Genomic DNA, 21,015 nt, shown 5'->3' on the forward strand with positions numbered 1-21,015 from the left:
TTTATATTACTTAATTATAAATATTAATCCCAAAGCCAATCATTTACATTTCCTTCATAATTTCCATTTGAATCCCAAGAATCACCAGTTGAAGGATTATAAGAACCTTCAGTTCTATTTCCGTTACTATCTTCTTGCCAAAAATTAATATTATCAGAACTTCCATAATAACTTCCACCAGATGAACTCGATCCACCATTGTAATCATTTCCAGAACTAGAATCATAGCTAGAACCACCAGAATAATCAGAGCTTGAGCTTCCGCCACTGTAACTATAATCATTACTGTCGTCATAGTAACTAGAACCACTTGAAGATGATCCGGAACTTTGTTCAGCAGCTTCTTCGGCAGCTTTTCTTTCTGCTTCTTCCTGAGCAGCTTTAGCAGCAGCCTCTTCTTCTGCTTTCTTCTTTGCTTCCTCTTCAGCTTTCTTTTTAGCCTCTTCTTCAGCTTTCTTACGAGCTTCTTCCTCGGCTTTTTCAATAGCAGTTACTCTATCATTGTATTTTGTTACATAATCATCAATCGTACTGTTATATTTGTCAAAGCTGTCCTGCTCAACGGTATTATAATTTTCGAAGTCATTTTTCAAGATATCTTTGAATGCCGTAAATTCGCTGGTAGCGTTTTTGAGTGCTTCCTTATCGTCCACTTTTTCAACATCATCGCCGATTTTATCCACAATTGCTTTGATCGTGTCGTCATATTCGGAGACAAAGGAGTCCTTCATCTGCGCAATGATTTTTTCATAGTGTACAGAGCATTCCTTATAAGCGCCTTCTGTCTTTTTATACTTTTCCGCACTCTCCATCTCTTGTTTCAATGCTTCCAGTTTTTTATTTCTGTCTTCTTCTTTTTCAAATCTCTGATATTCCCCATCAATCTCACTGTTTTTTGTCTCAATTGCCTGTAAGCGAAGCTCCTCCTGATGACGGTCATACGCTTTCTTTGCAAAAACTCCAATGACACAAATGCAGACAATCGCAATACCAATTACAGCAAGCATGATGACTGTCTTTTTGTTTTTGTTCTTTGTTTCCATCTCGAAACACTCCTCCTTTTTCTTTCTGTTTCCCGAAAAATCCATGTTTTCTATGTTCTTTTCCATATTTTTATTGATTTTTCGTTACTCATTTTTTCATCACATTCATTATATCGCAGCTCGTTTTTCTTTACTATTTTTTTTTATGTAATTTCCAAAAAATCCTCACTCTTTGATTTCACAAGATTTTAAAATAACACTTTCCTTCCATCTTATCTTACGTGATGTTGAAATACCCCGGAACACAATTCATCTCTTCCTGCCCTCCGGGGTACCTCTTAATCTAATTCAGCCACTTTAAAGCTCTTCAAAATGCGAATCACCTGTTCTTCTTCTTTTTCTGTAAATGTACCGTCTGGTGCTTCTGCGATAAATGCAACTGGTGTCGGATAGTCAAAAGAAAATTCGTCTACGTCCCCAGCCTGACCTGCAAATTCAATCTCGCCAAGACGGGATGTCGGTATCACTGCGAACAACGTGCTGTCTACAGGAACATAATCATCATCAATGCCAGCCATCATCTCGCCTGTGATATGTACTCGTGCTACCATAAATTCGCCAAGATCTGAACAGTCACGATCGGTTCCCCATGGATATCCAGGCACGAAATTAGAAGTGTCTGCCTGTGAAACCTGTGCCTTCAGCATATCACGCGAATAGCCGCCAAGCGCGCCTTGGCAGTACCAAAATGAAACGGTAACACCTCTATCGTTTGTCAGAACAACGTTTTCTCTGACCGCATCCATGGGACCGCCAACTTCCTCCGTCTGAATTTCCCAGCCTTTTGGGATTTCAAACTGGAATGCCGTGCTGTCACACTGATTTACTTCTCCATACCGTGTAACATAGATATCTCCCTGCTCCCCAGTTTCCGTCCATTCCATATCCTTCTGCCAGTCTGCACTTGACTCCCAGTGTTTTGACCAGATTGGATCAAAGGTCCGGTCAAAAAGATCTGTTTCCTGCATTTTTTTATCAATGACCGGGATATCAACCACTGCTTTTCCTTTGATTCTCGGGCTGATGGAAAGCTCCAGTGAGCCCGCATATCCACCCAGGTCGTCCTTCATGGATACCTTTGCCTGGCCTTCTGCTTTTCCAACTGCTCCGCCGGAAAGATTCAGGCCAGCGCTGTCATATAATTTTGCGCTCAGCCGGATGTCAATGTATGCTTCCAGCCTTCCGTTCACCTCAACCGTACTCCACTCAAGTCCGTCTGAATTCAGATTTCCTTCTTTGACTTCTTCTACTTTGCCTGTTCTGCTGTCATACTGGAATCCCAGGGTGCTGTCGGCTGTTGCACCGTAAGAGCTGTGAATGCCGCCCTCCAGACTTCCCGCTGCCCCGACAACGGCTTCCATATGATTTGTAATAACAATCGGTACAATACCGGCGTTGAACTCGATATTCGGCAGTTTTCGTTCGTAAACGGTTTTTTCCTTTTCAAATTCTTTCTCGCTGTTTGCGCCGCATTCCAGGGAAATACCGGCTTTGCTCCTTACTGCAATTCCACACTGGACTTCACCGTCTTCGATATCAATCTGAAGTTCCAGCCAGCATCCCCATCCTGCCTCTCCTGAAAACTGAACGGGTTCCTCTTCAACATTGATTGAGACACTGTAATCGTAATCACTGTTTTCTTCCTCTGTCTCTTCTTCCGATTCATCTTCGGACAGTCTTTTAATAATATAAGCGCTGTTATTTCCTGTTTCACTTGCACCATCCTCCGTCAGCCGGAACTGTTTGATAATATGTGCCTTTTCGAATACATCCAGCAGGGTCGCTGGCTCTGTTTCTACCCGGTAACCCTGATTCGTTTTTTCTATCTGCACTACTTTTCGAATAAATCCAGAAGGCGCTGCACTGATTTCTCCCGCAACAAGAACATCTCCGGTCTGGTAACTAGGATCTTTTTCAAAGGTGAGACTGTTGTCAGAAACTTCCGTTGGCTGATCTTCTGATTTCATCTCATTGGTAATCACCTTTACATTGTCTTTTACAATGATGTCAGGATCATCCGTACTGTTTTCTGCTGTGCTCTCATCCGATGTGCTGTTTTCCGATACACTTGTATTCTGTTCTTCCGGATTCTGTTCCGGCTTTGTACTCTTCTGTGTATTTTGAGCTGCAAAAATTCCAAACAGAATCAATGCCAGAATGATTGTGCCTGCCAATACTGCGCGGATCCATTTTTTCATCTGTACCTGCTCCTTATTCTGCCTGTCAAAGCGGATATTCGCAATCCGCTTCGCCACTTACTTGATTCGTTTAAAATGTGGTGCATCAGATTTACTGATTCACCACATTTTAAACTTCTTTGTATTACGGAGTTACCGTTTCATCTTCTGCCACGTTTTCATCATCTGGCTCTGATTCTGATTTGGATACTGCTTCACCAGGTTCTGCTACTTCCGACTCCGAAATCACGCTCTCTGCAGTTGTTTCCGGTAATGGAGTTTCCTCAACAACCACTTTCTGCTCTGGCTGTTTTTTGTTTCGTACCTTTCCAGCGTACATTTCAATCTCTTCTGTGTCATCCACATCATCCATTTCCTGATCAATTCCACCGATGGTGTATGGGTCATTCTGATATTCAAGCGTGTTTACAGATTTAATGGTTTTGGTCGCTCCATCGAAATCGAAAACATGCCATAAGGTTCCTGGCTGATTTGTCGGAATCGTGTATGTTGCAATGTTTTTGCCTTCGAGGTAAACCTGAACTTTTGCTCCGGAAAGAGACATTTCATTGGCCACTTCACTGTAACTGTTGGTATAATCGTGTACGAAATAGCTGAACTTTTCGTCTGCTTTTACGTTACGTACTGTAATGGTTTCCGGACCATAACTACTTGTATCATCTACGTCTAAGTTTCCAACAGAATTTCCTTCGAAATCTGTCTGTCCGAACCAGATATGATACGGTTTGTCCGACGAGTAGCATGCAAGATGAGAATCCAGATCCCACGGCTCTTCGCCCCAGGTTAATACGATGCGGAGTTCTCCTGCGGTTTCACCGTCCCCATCTCCCGGTACAAGAACAATATTTGCTGTTTCAATCTGGTCTCCCGCTACTGTGATATTTTTGTAATTCGTCACATAGCCTTCTTTGCTGATTTCAAGCGTATAATTTCCATTTTCCATTGAAAGAGTATAGTCTGCATTTTCAAATACTCCTTCTGTCACAGCATCACCCGTTTGATTGTTCCAGCCTTTGCGTACAATGTAGGCTGTTTCTGTAATACCATCTCCCGTGACTGCATCGGTTATCGTTCCCTCTACAGAACCTGTATTAAAATCATCATGGCGCTCCACCATATAGATATCTTCTACATATCTGATTTCACTTTTCTGAACCAGAACTTCCGCAACCTTGTACGTCTGATAAGACGTTGCGGATACTGTAATTTCATAAGTTCCATCCTGCAGATTTTTGGTGCTGTACTTGCCAAACACATCGGTATAGAGAATTCTTTCTGTTTCTGTTCCTTCCTCTCTCCAGGCTCCAGCTCCTCCTGAAAAAACAGCAATTTCATTTTCTTCTGTTTCAAGGTTCCAGGCTCCATGGCTTCCGCCTCCACTGCCGCCTCCGGCTACGCTGTTTCCACCATTGCCGCTGCCTGCTCTGACTTTTCTGGAAATTCTGACTCTCGCGTTTTCTATCGGCAAACGTGTTTTGCTCGAGTAAACATATCCTGTGATACCGCCGCTGGCGTACGTACATTTTTCAACGCGGACTCCATTTTCCTTATGCATTTTTATTCTCAAGTTGTTGTTTTCATCATTTTGAAGCGGTTTGAATTCCAGATCAAAATCGAAATATTTCTTCAATACATCTCCAAGCAGGGAATCTGTATCGAGTCCATTTGTTGAGTATGGATATACCTTGATATCCTCGCATGCGAGACTTCCATTTTCTAAATCATGGTATGCAAATTCTGCCTCAACGCCTAAGCCTAAATCTGCATAATAGCCTGCTAAATCAAAAACACTGTACAAAGTCAACAGACCTTTTATGCCAATACCGCCTTCCATATTTCCCTTTACCTCAAGGGTATCAACACCATGATGAAAATCGAAAATGCCTCTCCATGTTCCATCTTTATATTCAAATCCCTGTGTTGATTCAACGCTATATGAAATATGTAAGGATCCATCTGCTTTGTATGAACAGAAAAGTACAACATCAAAGGTAAAACCGGTAGCCCCTATTGTAATTGGAAAACGCATTAATTCTACCTGACCACTGTCAGCAAATTCTTTTTCCGCCGTAATATCTTCATTTGCATTTTCCGTGACAGCAAGTTTAAGTTCATTTACCGAAACACCATTTACTCCAACGTCAACATTTACAACGCACAGAATTTCAGGAATTTCAAAATCAATTTTTCCTTTTCCTTCATCATTCGAACCAATATTAAATTCAAAATTCTTTTCGTAGCCAACATCAATAACACCACCTGCTCCTATATTAGCCTGTGTTGCAATTCCGTATTCATCCGTGTCAGCAGCTCCTCCGATAAGTGCTGTACCGCCTCCGACAAAATCAATTTTGCTGACCACTTCCCATAATTCTGGCTTTATGCATGTCAGAATCAGTTTCTCGCCATCCTCTGTTACCGTAGTTGCTTTGAGCGCGATACCTGAAATATAAACTTCATTCGCAGGAAGGATCATAACACTTCCTTCTCCGATTTTTTCTGTCTCGGTTGTTTTCGGAAGTGTAACTGTATAGGTTCCATCCGCATTCTCTACAACTGTATAATCTGTGATATTTTCCAGTTCTTTTTTCAAGACACCATCTACGTACTGTGTATTATCATGCGGCTCTTCACCAATTGTTGTGTCTTCCTGTCTGATTTCATCAATTTCACAGAAAATCGATTTAACATCTTTCTTGGAAAGCAACGCATGCGGCTGGAACTGGTTTTCTGTATTTAATTCCAGAAATCCTTTCCCTACTGCAATTGCTGCTTCATTTTGATATGTAATACTATCCCAATCCGTCCAACTGTTCGTATCATACGAATGTATTCCATTGAATCCCATTGCATGTACTGCCGTATAAGCCGCAAATTCGCGTGTTGCCGGTTCATCTGGATAGAAAAACGGGATATCCTGCTCCAGATCTTCGATATCCGGTGGCGGCAGGATTCCATATTTCTCTGCGATTTCGATTGCTGCTTCATACGCATTTCCTGCCGTATCCGCATAATAATGGTTTAAGGAATCCGGATCTGTATCCAGGTTCATTTCAACCTTTTCAGCGAGCATCTGCACCCACTCACCGCGTGTATATGTTTTGGTGTCGTCCGATGGATCATCTGACTTCACGTAGGTATATTCAACTTTTGCTTTCAGCTCCACGGTAGTCTGATCCACAAGAATATTCTTGGAAAGCTCCATGACCTTTCCTATGTTTACACTTTGTGCTTCTGCTCTTGCCCGTTCCGGAAATACGCCTGCAACGGTGCTTCCCGTCATAATCAGGCACAGAAACCACGCCAACATTTTATTTCTTCTGTTTTTTTTCTTCAGTGCAACAACAATGGCTGCTCCTGCCAGCACCAGCAGTACAACCCAAACAATAATTTTGGTGTTGTCACCCATTTTCGGTGCAGATTTCAATTTCTCAGCCTTTAAGGACTGGCCATTTTGCTTTGCGTTTCCAGTTCCCTGATCTTTTGTTAATGTCGTTCCGGAATCCTTGCTGCCCGTTGTCGTACCAGGATTTTTCGTGTCATTTGCTACGTTTCCATTTCCTGGCTTTTCATTACCTGTCGGATTCTTTTTGTCATCTCCAGAAGGATTTTCCTTATTTTCATCATCCTTCTTGTCATCTGATGCTTTTACCGTACAAACCGTTGTCAACGTAACGGTTTCTCCAGCCTGCAGAGATTCCATCTTTTTTGTTGTCTCCGTATTTTCGGCCAGCACAAAATTTTCCGGCAAAATATTTTCCAGTGACAGATTCGTTACTGCTGTATCATTTGTATTGGTTACAGTTAAAGTAACTTTGATTTCTTCACCCTGCTGGTAAGTTTCTTTGTCTGTTGTCAAGGCTGCTTCGATTCCATCCTGAAGCAGCGATGCTGCAAGAGCAGGCTGTGTCATCATTCCGGTGCATAAAAGCAGTGCCAGAAAGACAACTTGTAATTTCTTCCACACTTTCATACGTCTTCTCCCTCGTAAATGTAAAATTTCGATCCTTTTTCTCTGAATATCTGCCGCTTATGCTGTCTTTAGGATCCTTGGTGCCTTCCGTCAATGGAAAGGCGGCTTTTCTTGCTCTGCATCTCAATCATTAGCTGAGCAGAGCAATGAACATTTCACTTTCCTCCTTCTTCTGTTGTATTTCTTTTAGTGTAATACATCCTCCCTTTATTTGCAATGTATTTTGTCATGCATTTTGCAATGCATATTTCATCATCATTATGCAATACAATAAAACAGACTGGGCTTCCAGTACTCTTTAAAATCAGAATACAGCCAGAAAAAAGCGCACTGAAATAAGCTGTCCCCAAAACAGCTTTTTCTTCATTTTTCGATTTCGCAGATTCGAAAAATTTATTTTTTGTCGAACCTTTTTTGAAACACCTTTGTTATGTTTTATGCTGCCCGTAGTTTCCACATAAGATCCGGAAGCATGCTCCGTTCTTATATTCTCCGGCAGCAGAATGGAGTTTGATATGGCATTTCAGTTAAAAGGCAACCGCAAGGAAACGGAAAACAAAACCATCCGTTTCCCCATTCACCTGATCGATCAGATCGAACAGGCAATTTCCGATTCTGACCAGGACATTACCTTTTCCAGTTTTGTGATTCAGGCGTGTGAGTATGCGCTGGATCACATGGACGCCCCGTCAGAAGAACACAATTAACTTTTATTTTTTTCAAAGCAGATTTTTATGGTTCGACGTGCATTTTCTGGCTGTTCTCTGCTTCTATTTTATCTTACCATGCTTCTTATTTTTTTCAGGACAAGATCCTGTCCTAACTCAACTCCACAATCTCATCATACAGACACACAAACACCTCTTCCACTTCCGCATCTTCATGAAAGTGTCCGAAATACCATTTCTGAAACTCTGTCTCATCCGCCACGCGCTGCAGGTACTGGCGGAGTTCCACCTCATCGTCAGACAGCTCTCCATACCCCATTGCCGCGGCCACATCTCTTGGGGCTGTGTGGGTCAGTATGTAGTCCACCTGGAAATCTTCTTTTTCCAGATTTTTCCATCCTTCTTCGTACTCTTCCCGTGACGGAATTTCTTCCGGAAACCACGAAATTCCCTCCGCGCGGGACATTTTGTCGATGCTGTAAGCCCCTCCGAAGGTAAAGAATTTCAGCCCGTCAATCTTAAAGATCTGGCCGCGCATCAGATGGATCATGTTGTCCTCAATGATATGCACCTTTCCGCCGTTCCACTGCTCCACGGCGTAGGAATTCAGTTGTTCGAAGTTCTCATGATTTCCGTCTATAAACAGTGTCGTCACCGGCAGACTTCGGAAAACGGCTCTCGTATTCGCTTCGTATGCTGCAGAAAAGCCGCAGATGCCGACATCTCCGCAGATGATCAGATAGTCATCCCGGGTGTACTCGTCTTCGTGCTCGTTAAAATAGCGTACAACTTTTCCAATATCAAAGGTGCCATGGGTATCGCCTGTAATGACAATGCTCATTCTCAGCGTCTCCTCTCGTGTTCTCTGTTTCTGTTCTCTAAGGTATCGCAAAACATCATCCGCAAATTCTGTCCGCTTTCTCTGCCGCTGCTATCGTTTCTTGCAGAGACACAGACTACGCCGCACTATTCCCGAAAATAAAACACTTCTCCCCGTGCCCGGAACGGCAGCCGGTTTCCTCTCGGAAGCAGAAATGCATGCTCTCGTCTTATCTTCAGGTCATTCTCAATCTCCCCGTCCGTAATAATCAGAATCGGCCCGTCCTTTGGAAAATCGTTCGCCTGTTCCAGACAATCCACGCCCGGCTGCAGTATGGTTCCTCCTCGTCCCGTGACTTTTACCCGGCCGGCAATATCTTCCGGTGCCAGATATCCCGCATCCGTCGCTTTGGCATCGCAGAAAATGATTCTCACAAACGGAACATCTTTCGCCGCGGCATAGCTGGCGATGGAGCCGAGTGCCATACCGATCTGTTTTGCACTCATGGAACCGGACGTGTCCACAACCACACCGAAGGTCCGGCTCTCCAGATCCTGCTCGTAATACGCATATCCTGGCCTTGGAATATCCGGCGTGGCACCCTGCCGTCTGCTCGGCCGCGCATAGGTGCGGTGTTTTTCCAGCGGTGGAAACTGTACGTCAAACCACTTCGCCAGCGCGGCATCCCAGGGAATGGCCGGCATCGCAAGCGCCCTGATTTCCTGTACCAGCCCGGCCGGCAGGAAACCACGATTGTGCTCCTGATGGTAATCCAGTCCCTCCCGCAGTGCGTTTTTCAGCAGTTCATCCAGGCTGACCCCGTTTTCTCTTCCAGCAAAATGCGGTCTGTTTCCGTTAAACATATCACCTCTTCCAAAGCCCCGGAAGGTGTTTCGTTTTTTGTACTTTCGGATCTCTTTCACGATCAGATCATAGATACTTTCTGCCGATTTGTTGTGAAGTGTTTCATCATACAACAGCCCATCCGGCGGCATTCTGCCGATCTCCATTTCGTGCAGCCAGTCGTTGATGACGTAGTCGCAGGCGATGTTCCACAAAAAGAAGTCACGCCCATTGCACCGTTTCTGGTGCTGCAGTCCGGCATGGAGATATTCATGCGCGAGAACAAAAATCCACTCTTCCTCCGAAAATCCGCACGACGGATTGGCATAAATGATTCCCTGCTCTGCGTCAACCGCTGCAATATGGATTTCATACCGATGGCACATTTCAATGTCCTCCACAATTTTAAATGCAGCCGCAAGACCTCCGAGCAGCGGATAATGGGACAGGAACCATTCTGCTGCTCTGGAAATGACGGTATCCTTTTTCGTTTTAAGATCGTATCCTCCCGCATCGCAGAGTGCAGATTTGATGGAATGAGTGACTGCATAGGAAAATTTTTCAGCATATGCATTTCTTTCTCCCTTTTTATAAACGATCGGCCGTTCTACCCCGATCATATCCTTTAATTTTTCAGAGTTTGTCCCGCAGATCTGCGCACCATTATCCTGGTGCTTCAACAGATATTCATAAATTTTCTGCTCGCTGTTCAGTTTGATCGGATATGCTTCCGCCGGATCTGCGCAGATCGGCTCGCCGAGGCGGATGTCATAAAGGAATCTGGTAATGTAGATATCACAGGCTTTGTTCCAGAGTGCCGGAACAAATTCGCAGTCGGAAGGGATGCTCGCTTTGTCAAAGTGGCCGAACGCCAGGTGCAGAAGGTTGTGTGCCATCACATAGCACCATTGTTCCAGCGACAGGTTCGCCCGCATGTTGACGTAGATATCTCCATCTTTCGTAACACAGGCCAGACTTCCTTTTGCATTCAGATGTGAGGGCTTTGCAGTGATGTACCCATCCAGTTGATGGAACAGTGTATTTTTTTCCAGCAAACCAAAGCCGGCCTCCACTCTGCGGTACCCGGCCGGCTTTTCTTCTTCGCGGTAATACCTGCTTCGAACGTATGGCATCCTTTTCTCCTTCCTTTTTTCATCCGACGAGCCGCGGCAGATCGCGGATGATTTCCATCATAAACCAGTCCGGCAGTGCCTCCGCTCCATCAGCTGCGACGGTCATCTGGGCGATTTCGAAATTGATGACTGCGAGTTCTTTGATCATGCCCTTGGCGCGGTACGCAAAGGAAAGCATGCCGCCGGAAATTCCCTGTTTGCTTTTCGGCAGTTCTGCAAGCAGTCTGGCGCGGAAGGACTGTGCGAGAAAATACAGCACATCCCGGTTTTCCGGCTTGTCCGGCCATTTTGCTTTCTGCGCGATAATGTCATCCAGGAGATGTGTGTTGCGCAGTGTTTTTGTGTAAGCAAGAAACATCCCCGCATGCTGTTCCAAGAGGCAGGCGTACGCCATCATTTTTAATGTTTCCTGCGAAATATCCTGCTCCCCGGCCCGGTATTCCTTCAACGCATCGCTCAGCATATGCCAGGAACGCGGGGTGGAAAACGGTTCTTCGGTTTTCGGCGGTTCAGAAAAGAGGTGATCCGGCCGCTGGATGATATAGTCAATGACCCACGGATGGAGTCCTTCTGCCTGCGCCCACTTGATCCACTGTCCCACATCCGCTTTCAGCTGCACGTGGAACATACGGTTTAAAAGGGCGGACGACATCGTTTTTACGATCGCGCTGTCCTCGGCACGGTTTCCTGCTCCGATCACAATGCTTCCCTCCGGAAGATGGTATTCTCCGATCCGCCGCTCATGGATCAGGGAATAGAAGGCTTTCTGCACTTCCTGCGTACAGGCGTTGAGTTCGTCCAGGAACAGGACATATGGCTCTTTTCTGGCGATCATTTTCGGCGGAAGGAATTCCGAGGTCTCGCCCCGGATCTGCGGAATGCCGATAATGTCCTCCGGCGCGAGCTGGCTTCCAAGGAGCGACACACACGGCAGGCCGACTTCGTCTGCGAATTTTTCCACTAACGCGGATTTTCCGATGCCGGGCGCACCCCAGATAAAAACCGGCCGCACCGGCGCAACCTGAAGCAATACTTCTAATAATTCATCCTGTGTTACACTGATTGGTAAATGCATCTGATGTACTCCCTTCTGTTTCGATCCTGTGTCTTTTCAAAGCGGATATTCGCAATCCACTTTACCACTTGCTTGATTTGACTAAATCACTTTTTCTGCCCTGCCGTGATCTTACTGTGCTGCATTACAACGTGTCTCACCATATTTCTCTGTATTTTCCAGTTTCACTGTCATATTCCAGCACCGGAATTTTTCCACTCCGCCAGGTGGTTCCGTCGAGATAATAATGACTCTGACCGTCATGCCAGATACCGTCATATATTCTGTTTTCACTGATTTTTGCCGTGGAAATGTGGCCCGCAATCACATCCTTATAGAATGCTCCGCGGCTTACCGTTCTTTTCCCCACCATCAGCTCCTCGCTGGTCACGCACAGCCAGTCTTTACCGCCCCATTCGGCAATTCCGGCGTGCACCAGAATCTGGCGTTCTGTTTCATAAAAGTAAGGAAAATGGCGCATCCAGGTGATCAGATCCCCCGCATCTTCGAACATCAGCCGTACTGCTTCTGTATTTCTGGAATCCTCTGAGAGGTGTGCTTCTTTTTCCAGAAACTCTTGAAAATGTTCTTCTTTCAGAAAGCTGTGCAGCGTTTCATAGTCTCCATCTGCATCCGATGCCAGCCATTCCCGGCTGCGATATTGCTCCACACTGCCGATATGCCGGTTGACATCTGCATATTCTTCCAGCCAGTCCAGCAGTGCTTTTTCATGATTTCCCATCAGGGCAATGACTTTTTCCGAACCATATTTTTCCTGCAATGCCCTGACTTTTTCCAGCACCGCCCGGCCATCTGGCCCATAATCTATGTAATCGCCCAGCAGAATCAGCTGGTTTTCCCCCGAAAGGTCTGTTTTTTTCAGAGCTGCCTCGAATGCCTCCAGAAATCCGTGAATATCTGACATCATATATCGCTTCATTGCTTTTCCTCTGTTTGTTTATACGTAGAAAGTTTCCTTCGTTTCCAGGCAAAGGCATCCCAGTCTTCCATTCTCAAAGCCGCAGCCGCAGTCACACAGATAGACGTTTTCTTTTTTATTCTTCCAGATGGATCCATTTCCCATGTTCTGATGGCCGCAGACGGAAATATATCCATGCACTCCCTCATGAAGAAAAACCTTGTACCACAAATCCCCCATCAGATAATAGTTGTCCAGTTTCCATTTTCCCGGTTCTGCCGTACAGGCATGGGCAAGCAGATACGGCTGACCGTCCACCTCGATTTCCACCTGTACCGGCCAGGAGAGGATATACTCCGCAAGCTCTTTCAGATCTACTTCTGTCAGGCGCTCCTGCAGAAGATGGAAGGAATTGTACGGATACGGCTGCAGGAGGGCGCGGTCTCTCTCATCCATTCCGTAATAGCGGAAAATGTAATTGGCAAGCCAATGATCGTGGTTGCCGCGGATCACAGTACATTTTTTCCCCAGCTTCAATACCTGAAAATACACGCCCGCCGGGTCTGGATGATCCATGCAGCGGTCAAACAAATCACCAAGCAGATACAGGTGATCGTCCTCTTTGAGATCCATTTTTTCCAGCAATTTCATGAACCGCCAGCTGTCGTTATGTATATCAGTAATAATATAGTGCATCCAAAATCTCCTTTTCTTTCGCAGCTTTCATGTCTGCTCCTGCAATCTTCAAAGCTTTCGTTATCCGCTCATTTTTCCAAAAACGGCTTTCCTGCTTGTGTTTTGGCATGTCCTGTTTCAAAAATCTTCCCGCTTGTTCTGCTGGTTCCGGATTTCGGTCTTCTGATACTGGCATCATGGAACGTCTAAAATCTTTCACCCATTGTTGTCCGAACTGTAAAACTCTTCCCCCGTTTCCAGACAGATTGCCGCCAGCCTCCCTCCCGGGAAGCATGCGCCGCAGTCGATGGCGATGTGGTGATATTTTTTATAAATATACCCGGGATTATCATTTTCCGGAATCGTCTGCGTCGGTGTATGTCCTGTTACCAGATTTGTATCCGCAAAGTATTCCTTCTGATAATCTGGTCTGGCCCATACAAGATCGTGCAGGGAATATTCCTCGATCCTCTTTTCCGGTGTAAATCCCCCCAGCCCTCCATGCACCAGCAGATACTGTTTTTCTCCCACTGTAAGCTCCTCATACAGACTGAAATCCTCCAGAAAATTCAGTACTTCCTCCCGCATCTCGGGATCCAGCGCCCGAAATTCCCGGATCGTAGCATCACCGCCGTTATACTTCCAGCGAACCAGGTTGTCCAACAGTTCAGCATCCACTTCCTCGATGGCAAGATCTGTGATTTCCTGACAGAGAAACCGCAGACATTCCAGCGCCATCACCTCATGGTTCCCCACGATACAGAACGCATTCGGCATTTCCATCAGTTTCAATACCACCTTAATCGGATGCTCACCCCGGTCCAAAATATCCCCCAGAATATAGAGCGTATCTGTATCTTTCAATTCAATTTCTTCCAGCAGCTCCATAAATCTCTCATACTCACCGTGAATATCAGAAATAACGTAAGTAGCCATAAACAGAATCCTCCCTTTTTCATCCATACGAATCTGCATACGTTCTCCATTACCAGCTTATCTTACCATACTTCCTGTTTTTTACCGGACAAACTCTTGTCCCTCCTTTTTTGCATAATGTACACTCTAGAGCGTGTCTGAAAAAGGCTTTTCGCAAGCTGCGAGTCCCAGTTTGTGGAAATGATTTTTCAGACACGCTCTAATACATCTTCTATTGAACTTTCCTTCATGCGAAATCCCTTTTTCTTGATACTATACCACATCTATTTTTTTCTTCATTGAACTACAAGTTTAATCCTCTTTTTCTTGCTGTTTTCTCGCATTCTATCAGCATTACGCGCTGTTTATACAGCGCCTTTTATTTCTGTACAATTTATTCTCTATATGCAAAAAAGGAACGTTCTATCCAAATCGTTCCTTTTTGTTTGTAGATTATTTTATTTTTCAAATTTCTCAATCACGCACGTATGCGTCTTCGTTTTCTTATCACAAACGCGTATTTGCCGAGTGCACAGTAATGCCCGCGTCCCCCCTTCGTCATCCCACCGTCAGGCGCAAAAACCTCCCGCCGCACAGAGTACAAGTCCCCTATTTACTTAACACCCCGTCGACAGCCTTTTTCCATCCGGCATACTTCTTCTCCCGGATTTCGTCGTCCATCTTCGGTTCATACACACTTCGTTTCATATTTCCTGCGAGTTTTTCCAGATCGTAGACCCCGGCTGAAATACCGGCCATATAAGCCGCTCCGATGCCGGAAAGCTCCTCCGCGTCCGGAATATTTACGCGTTTATTCGTAATATCACTCTGGAACTGCATCAGATATCTGTTTCGTGTCGGACCGCCGTCCACGCGGAGTTCCTCGATCCGCATGCCGGTATCCTGCTCCATCGCACGGACAAGGTCGGTGATCTGGTAGGCGATACAGTCGAGAGCCGCTTTTACCACCTCAGCTTTTCCTGTGGTGCGGGTAATTCCGCTGATCGATGCCGTTGCTTTCTCATCCCAGTACGGCGCACCAAGCCCGGTAAATGCCGGAACCAGATACGCGCGGTCTGCCGGATTTGCCTCCCTTGCCAGTCCTTCCGTCTCTTTTGCCGAAGAAATCAGCTTCAGGTCATCCTTCAGCCAGGTAATCACCGCTCCGGTGTAGTTCAGATTTCCTTCCAGCACATAGTCCACCTTGCCGCCTCTTCCCCACGCAAGCGAAGTCACAACGCCGTGGCTGCTCTGAATCGGCCTGTCTCCAATGTTCATCATCAGCGAAGAACCCGTTCCATATGTTGCCTTGATCATGCCCGGTTTTAAGCAGCCCTGTCCGAACAGAGCCGCATGAGAGTCGCCTAATACACCACAGATCAGAACCGGCTCGGAAAACAATCCTTCCATCGTCGTGGTTCCATACACCGCATCGGAATCGCACACCCTGGCCAGCGCACAGACCGGAATCCCGAACATCTCACAGATCTGCTCATCCCACGCCAGTGTTTTCAGATTAAACAACTGCGTTCTCGACGCATTTGAAAAATCCGTCTTAAATGCATGATCCTCCGTCAGCTTGTAAACCAGCCAGCTGTCAATCGTACCCAGGCAGATTTTCCCGTCTGCGGCACGTTTCTGTCTTTCTTCTCCGCCGTTTCGAAGCAGCCATGCCATCTTTGCAGCAGGAAAATAAGCCGAAAGCTGCAGACCCGTCGCCTCGCGGATCTCCTCTGCGTGCCCCTGCTCCGCAATCTCCTGCGCAATCCCGCTTGCGCGGCCGCACTGCCATACAATTGCCTCTTCCAGCGGTTCCCCGGTCGCCTTGTCCCAGATCGCCGTCGTCTCACGTTGATTGCTGATGCCGATTCCGGCGATTTCTTCCGGTGCAACACCGGACTCTGCCACCAGCGTTTTTACCGTCTGTACTGTATTCCGGTAAATCTCATTCAGATCATGGGACACCCATCCCTTTTCATTGACAATCTGCCGGTGCGGCAGGTCGGTACGGCGGAGTAAATGTCCCTCCCCATCAAAGAGCAGCGCTTTCGTTCCCTGCGTGCTCTGATCAATTCCGATAATATACCTTTTCTCCATATTTCCAACTCCATTACTATTATAGATAAAGAAACGTCCCTGCACCCCCGGGCCTTCCACAGTCCGGGCACGCAGGAACGTCATAAACATCATTATTTCAGTAATTCTTTCGCTTTCGCTGCAATGCCTTCCGCATTCAGTCCATAGTAATCAAACACTTCTTTGGATGTTCCTGTAATGACCGGCGCATCCGGCAGAGACATAGGAACGACTTTGCGCGGGCACTCCGCACCGACCACCTGGCTCACCATCGATCCAAGACCGCCAAATGGAGCGTGCTCTTCGATCGAAATGACAACTTTTGCCTTCTTTGCAGCCTCTACCAGGCCCTCTTTGTCCAGCGGTTTCACACAGTACATATCGAGCAGTCCTGCGCTGATTCCCTCTTCTTTCAGCATAGCAGCTGCATCGAGCGCCGGGCGGACCATCTCACCGCAGGCTACCATTAAAACATCGGTGCCTTCCGAGAGAGCCGTTGCCTTATCCATCTCAAACGGGGTATTTTCTTCGCTGTAAATATCCGCAACGGCATTTCTTCCCACTCGGATATAAGCTGGTTTTTCATCGGTAAGAAGCGCCTCAACCAGTTTTGCTGTCTGGAAGCGGTCGCTCGGCAGATAAACGCGCATGTTCGGAATAGCTGCCATTGCTGCGATGTCCTGTGCAGAATGATGGCTCATGCCGAGTGCACCGTAGCTCACACCGCCGCTGATGCCGATCAGCTTTACATTGGTGTTGGAGTATGCACAGTCAATTTTCGCCTGCTCATAGCTTCTTGTAGAAAGGAAGCACGCCGGAGATGCCGCAAATGCTTTCTTGCCGCATTTTGCAAGACCGGCAGAAACGCTGACCAGATCCTGCTCCGCGATACCCATCTCCACAAACTGCTCCGGATACGCATTTGCAAACGGTGTTAGGGAAGCACTTCCCCTGGAATCGCTGCAGAGCACCACGATATCTTTATCCGTCTTGGCATGTTTCATTAAAACCTCGCAAATGGCCTGTCTGTTTGGAATCTTATTCATGACAATGCCTCCTTTCTCTCATCCAGATCCTTCATGATCTGTTCTACTTCCTCCGGTGTCGGCACTTTATGATGCCACTCCGCCTTATTTTCCATCACAGAAGAACCACAGCCCTTCGTTGTATTTGCAATAATAACCGTCGGTTTTCCCTTGCAGTGTTTCGCCAGCTCAAACGCATGAACGAGCGCGTCCATATCGTTGCCCGGTACGGAAAGAACATTCCATCCGAACGCTGCCCATCTCTCCTCCTGGCTGTCCTGTTTCATGACATCCTCGGTATTTCCGGAGATCTGCAGACGGTTGCGGTCTACGATCGCACAGAGGTTGTCCAGCTTGTAGTTTCCTGCGGACATTGCGCCCTCCCAGATAGATCCTTCTGCCAGCTCGCCGTCACCCATAACGGTGTAAACACGGTAATCTTTTTTATCCATTTTTCCTGCCAGCGCCATTCCCACGCAGACCGGAAGTCCGTGGCCGAGAGAACCGGAATTCATCTCGATGCCCGGCAGTTTATTGTTCGGATGGCCGATGTACGGGCTGCCGAATTTGGAGAATTTTTCGATGACCTCTTCCATCGGGAAGAATCCCTTTGCTGCAAGTACTGCATAATATGCCTCAACGGAATGACCTTTACTCATTACAAAACGGTCGCGGTCCGGGTCGTCCATGTTCTTAGGGCTGATGTTCATCTCTTTAAAATACAGCGCTACAAGCACATCAATGACACTCATGTCACCGCCGATGTGGCCGCCCTTGCCGGAAACTACCATTTCCACTACTTTCTTCCGCAGATCATACGCCAGACAACTCAATTCCTTGTATTCACTCATGATTTTCATTCTCCTCTTAAATATGCTTTGACATCTTCCTCGATCGGATCATATAAATCCGGGGCAATGCCGATGTATTTGCATGCTTCATACAGAACCGGCACAACGTTCTCGTGGATACCGACACAGTGGTGGATGTACGGTCCTTCCACGATTTTTGCCTCGAGGCGTTTCAGGTTCTGTACCTCAACCCATACGTAGGTTCCCTTCGTGTAAGGTCCCTCGACACCTTTTGCATTTCCAAGCAGCAGGGAGTACTCTCCGTTGTCTCCGTCGAAACGCGCCAGTGTCATTTCGCCTAATTTTGCCTGTGCCTCTACAGCTCCCGGATGACTGAATGCCAGAGGATAACCGATGGTCGGTTTTTCCTGTGCTACCGAGATTGGCCACGGTCCGCAGTGCTGCAGCAGCTCGCCGTTCTCGTTGTCCGGGTGACGTACCGTCCAGTCAGCAAAGAAGCTTCTCTTGTCGTTTCTGCCGGCAGCCTCTACCATCAGAGCGGTGATGGCTCCGTGGATATCGGTCTCACAGACAACCGGAATTCCCTCTTCGTTCAGCAGGGAGTTTGCCGCACACGGCATGATGCCGATCTCACCCTGCAGTGCGTTCCAGCACTGGATCGCGATGGCATTGCAGGAATATTTTGCAGCCAGATTCTTCATCGCAACCTTCAGAGCTGCTACATTTTCCAGCTCTTCCGGTTTGATCTTTACACACATATTGGTATTACAGTATGCAACGACTTTTTCTACCTCGCTGCCCTCTGCTTTTACTTTTTTCATCTCCGCAGTCAGTTCCGGAAGCGGAATCGGGGAAAGCTGAATGTTGAATTTTTCCAGCAGCTCGCCCTCGTTGCACATGGTAGACCAGAAGTCGAACGGACGCGGTCCGATCTGAAGGATTCTGGTGTGGCGGAAGGTATCTACCACATTACATACAGCAAGGAAATCCTTGATGCCGCGCTCAAATTCCGGATCGGTCAGACGGCAGTTCGTCATATAGGTGAACGGAACACCAAAACGGCGCAGCACTTTTCCGGTTGCAAACAGGCCGCACTGGCTGTCGCGGAGACGCACACCGTTCTCATCCGGTCTCTCATCGCGCGGTCCCCAGAGAAGTACCGGAAGCCCCATTTCCTTTGCCAGTCTTGCACAGACATATTCCGTTCCGAAGTTTCCGTGCGGGAAGAAAATTCCCTTTACGTTTTCACGGCGGAATTTCTCCTGGATTTTCTCACGGTCCGCCTCATCGTAAAACAGACCCTCCTCATTGATGTCTGTGATATCGACAAATTCAACGCCGAGCTCTTTTAAACGCTCTCTCGTCAGGTTGGCGTATTTTACGGCATCCGGGGCACTGAAAATGCTTCTTCTCGTAGGTGCAAATCCGATCTTAATTGATTTCATATTCATTTCCTCCACTTAATTTTCTTTAAACTCTGCTAAATTATGCCTTGAATTTCCCTGTTCTTTATGGCTCTTATATTACTAAATTCTTTTGAACTTGTCAACATCTATTCAGCTTTATTAAATCTTTTTTAGTAATTTATACAAAAAAGAATGGCTGTTTTTATGCATTTCTTCATATTTCATTTTTTTACAGTTCAGAAGTTGACTTCTTTTTTAATTCATATTAAAATCAATGCATAAGTTTAATATTTTTCAGATAAATACTGAAATAAATTTCAACATCCCGCATGCACAAAACAAACGAAAGCACCATGCGGGCTGATTTTATCGAACAGGAGCTGAACTCTTATGAATATTTCTGCGAAAGAACTGGCAAAGCTGATCAACGTATCGCCTGCCACGGTTTCTATGGTTTTCAATAACAAACCCGGCATCAGCGATGCCACAAGAGAGCTGGTTTTAAAAACCGCAGCCGAGTATGGCTATGCGCCGAAAAAAACTGAAGCCTCCGGCGCTTCCTCCCGCATTATTCAGCTGGTCAATTATAAAAAGCACGGAAAGGTCGCTGCCGACACGCCGTTTTTCTCCCAGCTGACCGAAGGAATCTCCACCGAATGCACCCGCCAGGGCTGTGCGCTTCATATCTCCTATTTTTATGAGACCATGGATATTGACAGCCAGCTCGATGCACTCCGCGCTGTGGACTGTGAGGGCATTCTTCTTCTTGCAACCGAAATGGCTCCGTCCGATTTCCGCAAGTTCCGCGATTTTTCTGTTCCGATCGTTGTCGTGGACTGCTATTACGATGAGCTCGATTACGACTGCGTTCTGATCAACAACATTCAGGGGGCGTTCAACGCCACGAATTATCTGATTCAGTGCGGACACAAAAACGTGGGCTACTTTCACTCGAGCCTCGACATCAGCAACTTCTCCGAACGCGCCGACGGCTACTACAAAGCGCTCCGTGCAAACGGCATCAGCACCTCGCATCCATATGTTCACCTGGTTTCCCCGACCTCGGACGAAGGCTACCGCGACATGCTGCGCCTTCTCGAATCGAAAGCTCCGATCGCGGATGCCTACTTTGCCGATAATGACATCATCGCGGCGGCCGCCATGCGTGCACTGCGTGAAAACGGCTACCGCATCCCGGAGGATGTCTCCATCATCGGCTTTGATGACGTTCCGATGTGCGATATGATGGTTCCGCCGCTTTCCACCATGAAGGTCAGAAAACGCGAGCTTGGTGCCACTGCCGTCCAGCGCCTGCTTGACCGCGTGGCCGATCCGAAACGCGAATGTCTGAAAATGTGCATGGCAACCAAGCTGGTGAAGCGCCAGAGTGTTTCCAGACGTTAAAGCTTTTTGGATGAGGCTGTCGTCCAGCGCGTGTCTGAAAAATCATTTCCG

17 protein-coding genes are annotated in these 21,015 nt (G+C 46.8%); 2 read left to right on the plus strand and 15 right to left on the minus strand.

From position 1 onward, the window contains the following. Positions 1 to 23: 23 nt before the first annotated feature. The 3 genes from DXA55_RS14305 to DXA55_RS14315 all read right to left on the minus strand — a co-directional run bounded on the left by DXA55_RS14305 (position 24) and on the right by DXA55_RS14315 (position 7,214). On the minus strand, positions 24 to 1,043 hold the full coding sequence (locus DXA55_RS14305; RefSeq protein WP_147342030.1) for a hypothetical protein: 1,020 nt from the start codon (positions 1,041 to 1,043) through the stop codon (positions 24 to 26). 278 nt (positions 1,044 to 1,321) lie between these two features. Next, a complete protein-coding gene (locus DXA55_RS14310) occupies positions 1,322 to 3,241 on the minus strand; it encodes a hypothetical protein (protein WP_117814499.1) in 1,920 nt (639 codons plus the stop codon). 124 nt (positions 3,242 to 3,365) lie between these two features. Further along, a complete protein-coding gene (locus DXA55_RS14315) occupies positions 3,366 to 7,214 on the minus strand; it encodes a PEGA domain-containing protein (RefSeq protein ID WP_117814500.1) in 3,849 nt (1,282 codons plus the stop codon). Positions 7,215 to 7,729: 515 nt separating this feature from the next. Between DXA55_RS14315 and DXA55_RS14320 the strand changes: the two genes are divergently transcribed. Beyond that, a complete protein-coding gene (locus DXA55_RS14320; protein WP_055220177.1) occupies positions 7,730 to 7,921 on the plus strand; it encodes a YlcI/YnfO family protein in 192 nt (63 codons plus the stop codon). A 112-nt stretch (positions 7,922 to 8,033) separates the two neighbouring features. Here DXA55_RS14320 and DXA55_RS14325 read toward each other — a convergent pair whose 3' ends face one another. The 12 genes from DXA55_RS14325 to DXA55_RS14375 all read right to left on the minus strand — a co-directional run bounded on the left by DXA55_RS14325 (position 8,034) and on the right by DXA55_RS14375 (position 19,599). Next, positions 8,034 to 8,723, minus strand: a complete 690-nt coding sequence (locus DXA55_RS14325) for a metallophosphoesterase family protein (protein WP_117814501.1) — start codon at positions 8,721 to 8,723, stop codon at positions 8,034 to 8,036. 125 nt (positions 8,724 to 8,848) lie between these two features. Continuing rightward, complete coding sequence (locus DXA55_RS14330; protein ID WP_117814502.1) at positions 8,849 to 10,678, minus strand: vWA domain-containing protein; 1,830 nt, start codon at positions 10,676 to 10,678, stop codon at positions 8,849 to 8,851. A 19-nt stretch (positions 10,679 to 10,697) separates the two neighbouring features. Beyond that, complete coding sequence (locus DXA55_RS14335; protein ID WP_055220096.1) at positions 10,698 to 11,753, minus strand: AAA family ATPase; 1,056 nt, start codon at positions 11,751 to 11,753, stop codon at positions 10,698 to 10,700. A 136-nt stretch (positions 11,754 to 11,889) separates the two neighbouring features. Continuing rightward, positions 11,890 to 12,672 carry a metallophosphoesterase gene (locus DXA55_RS14340; RefSeq protein WP_117814503.1) on the minus strand — a complete coding sequence of 261 codons (783 nt, stop codon included), beginning with the start codon at positions 12,670 to 12,672 and terminating at the stop codon, positions 11,890 to 11,892. Positions 12,673 to 12,690: 18 nt separating this feature from the next. Further along, complete coding sequence (locus tag DXA55_RS14345; protein WP_117814504.1) at positions 12,691 to 13,347, minus strand: metallophosphoesterase; 657 nt, start codon at positions 13,345 to 13,347, stop codon at positions 12,691 to 12,693. Then, positions 13,328 to 13,546 (minus strand): hypothetical protein, encoded by a 219-nt coding sequence (locus DXA55_RS14350; protein ID WP_117814505.1) that lies wholly within the window; start codon positions 13,544 to 13,546, stop codon positions 13,328 to 13,330. The genes DXA55_RS14345 and DXA55_RS14350 overlap by 20 nt, the downstream gene beginning before the upstream one ends. Next, the gene (locus tag DXA55_RS14355; RefSeq protein WP_117814520.1) at positions 13,543 to 14,262 is read right to left on the minus strand and encodes a metallophosphoesterase; all 720 of its coding nucleotides are present in this window, start codon (positions 14,260 to 14,262) and stop codon (positions 13,543 to 13,545) included. Before DXA55_RS14355 ends, DXA55_RS14350 begins: the two co-directional genes overlap by 4 nt. Positions 14,263 to 14,324: 62 nt before the next feature. Continuing rightward, entirely contained in the window at positions 14,325 to 14,447 is a 123-nt protein-coding gene (locus DXA55_RS19640) for a DUF6783 domain-containing protein (RefSeq protein ID WP_369123056.1), read from the minus strand. A 403-nt stretch (positions 14,448 to 14,850) separates the two neighbouring features. Beyond that, positions 14,851 to 16,338, minus strand: a complete 1,488-nt coding sequence (locus DXA55_RS14360; RefSeq protein WP_117814521.1) for an FGGY family carbohydrate kinase — start codon at positions 16,336 to 16,338, stop codon at positions 14,851 to 14,853. Positions 16,339 to 16,430: 92 nt separating this feature from the next. After that, positions 16,431 to 17,363, minus strand: coding sequence for a transketolase family protein (locus DXA55_RS14365; protein WP_117814506.1), 933 nt, complete (start codon positions 17,361 to 17,363; stop codon positions 16,431 to 16,433). Then, positions 17,360 to 18,193 (minus strand): transketolase, encoded by an 834-nt coding sequence (locus DXA55_RS14370; protein ID WP_117814522.1) that lies wholly within the window; start codon positions 18,191 to 18,193, stop codon positions 17,360 to 17,362. The genes DXA55_RS14365 and DXA55_RS14370 overlap by 4 nt, the downstream gene beginning before the upstream one ends. 5 nt (positions 18,194 to 18,198) lie before the next feature. Continuing rightward, complete coding sequence (locus tag DXA55_RS14375) at positions 18,199 to 19,599, minus strand: L-fucose/L-arabinose isomerase family protein (RefSeq protein WP_117814507.1); 1,401 nt, start codon at positions 19,597 to 19,599, stop codon at positions 18,199 to 18,201. A 351-nt stretch (positions 19,600 to 19,950) separates the two neighbouring features. On the opposite strand from DXA55_RS14375, the gene DXA55_RS14380 reads away from it, so the two are divergent. Further along, positions 19,951 to 20,964, plus strand: a complete 1,014-nt coding sequence (locus tag DXA55_RS14380; protein ID WP_117509779.1) for a LacI family DNA-binding transcriptional regulator — start codon at positions 19,951 to 19,953, stop codon at positions 20,962 to 20,964. The last annotated feature ends 51 nt before the right edge of the window (positions 20,965 to 21,015 follow it).

The organism is Blautia sp. OF03-13 (assembly GCF_003460685.1).
Lineage (GTDB): Bacteria > Bacillota > Clostridia > Lachnospirales > Lachnospiraceae > Fusicatenibacter > Fusicatenibacter saccharivorans.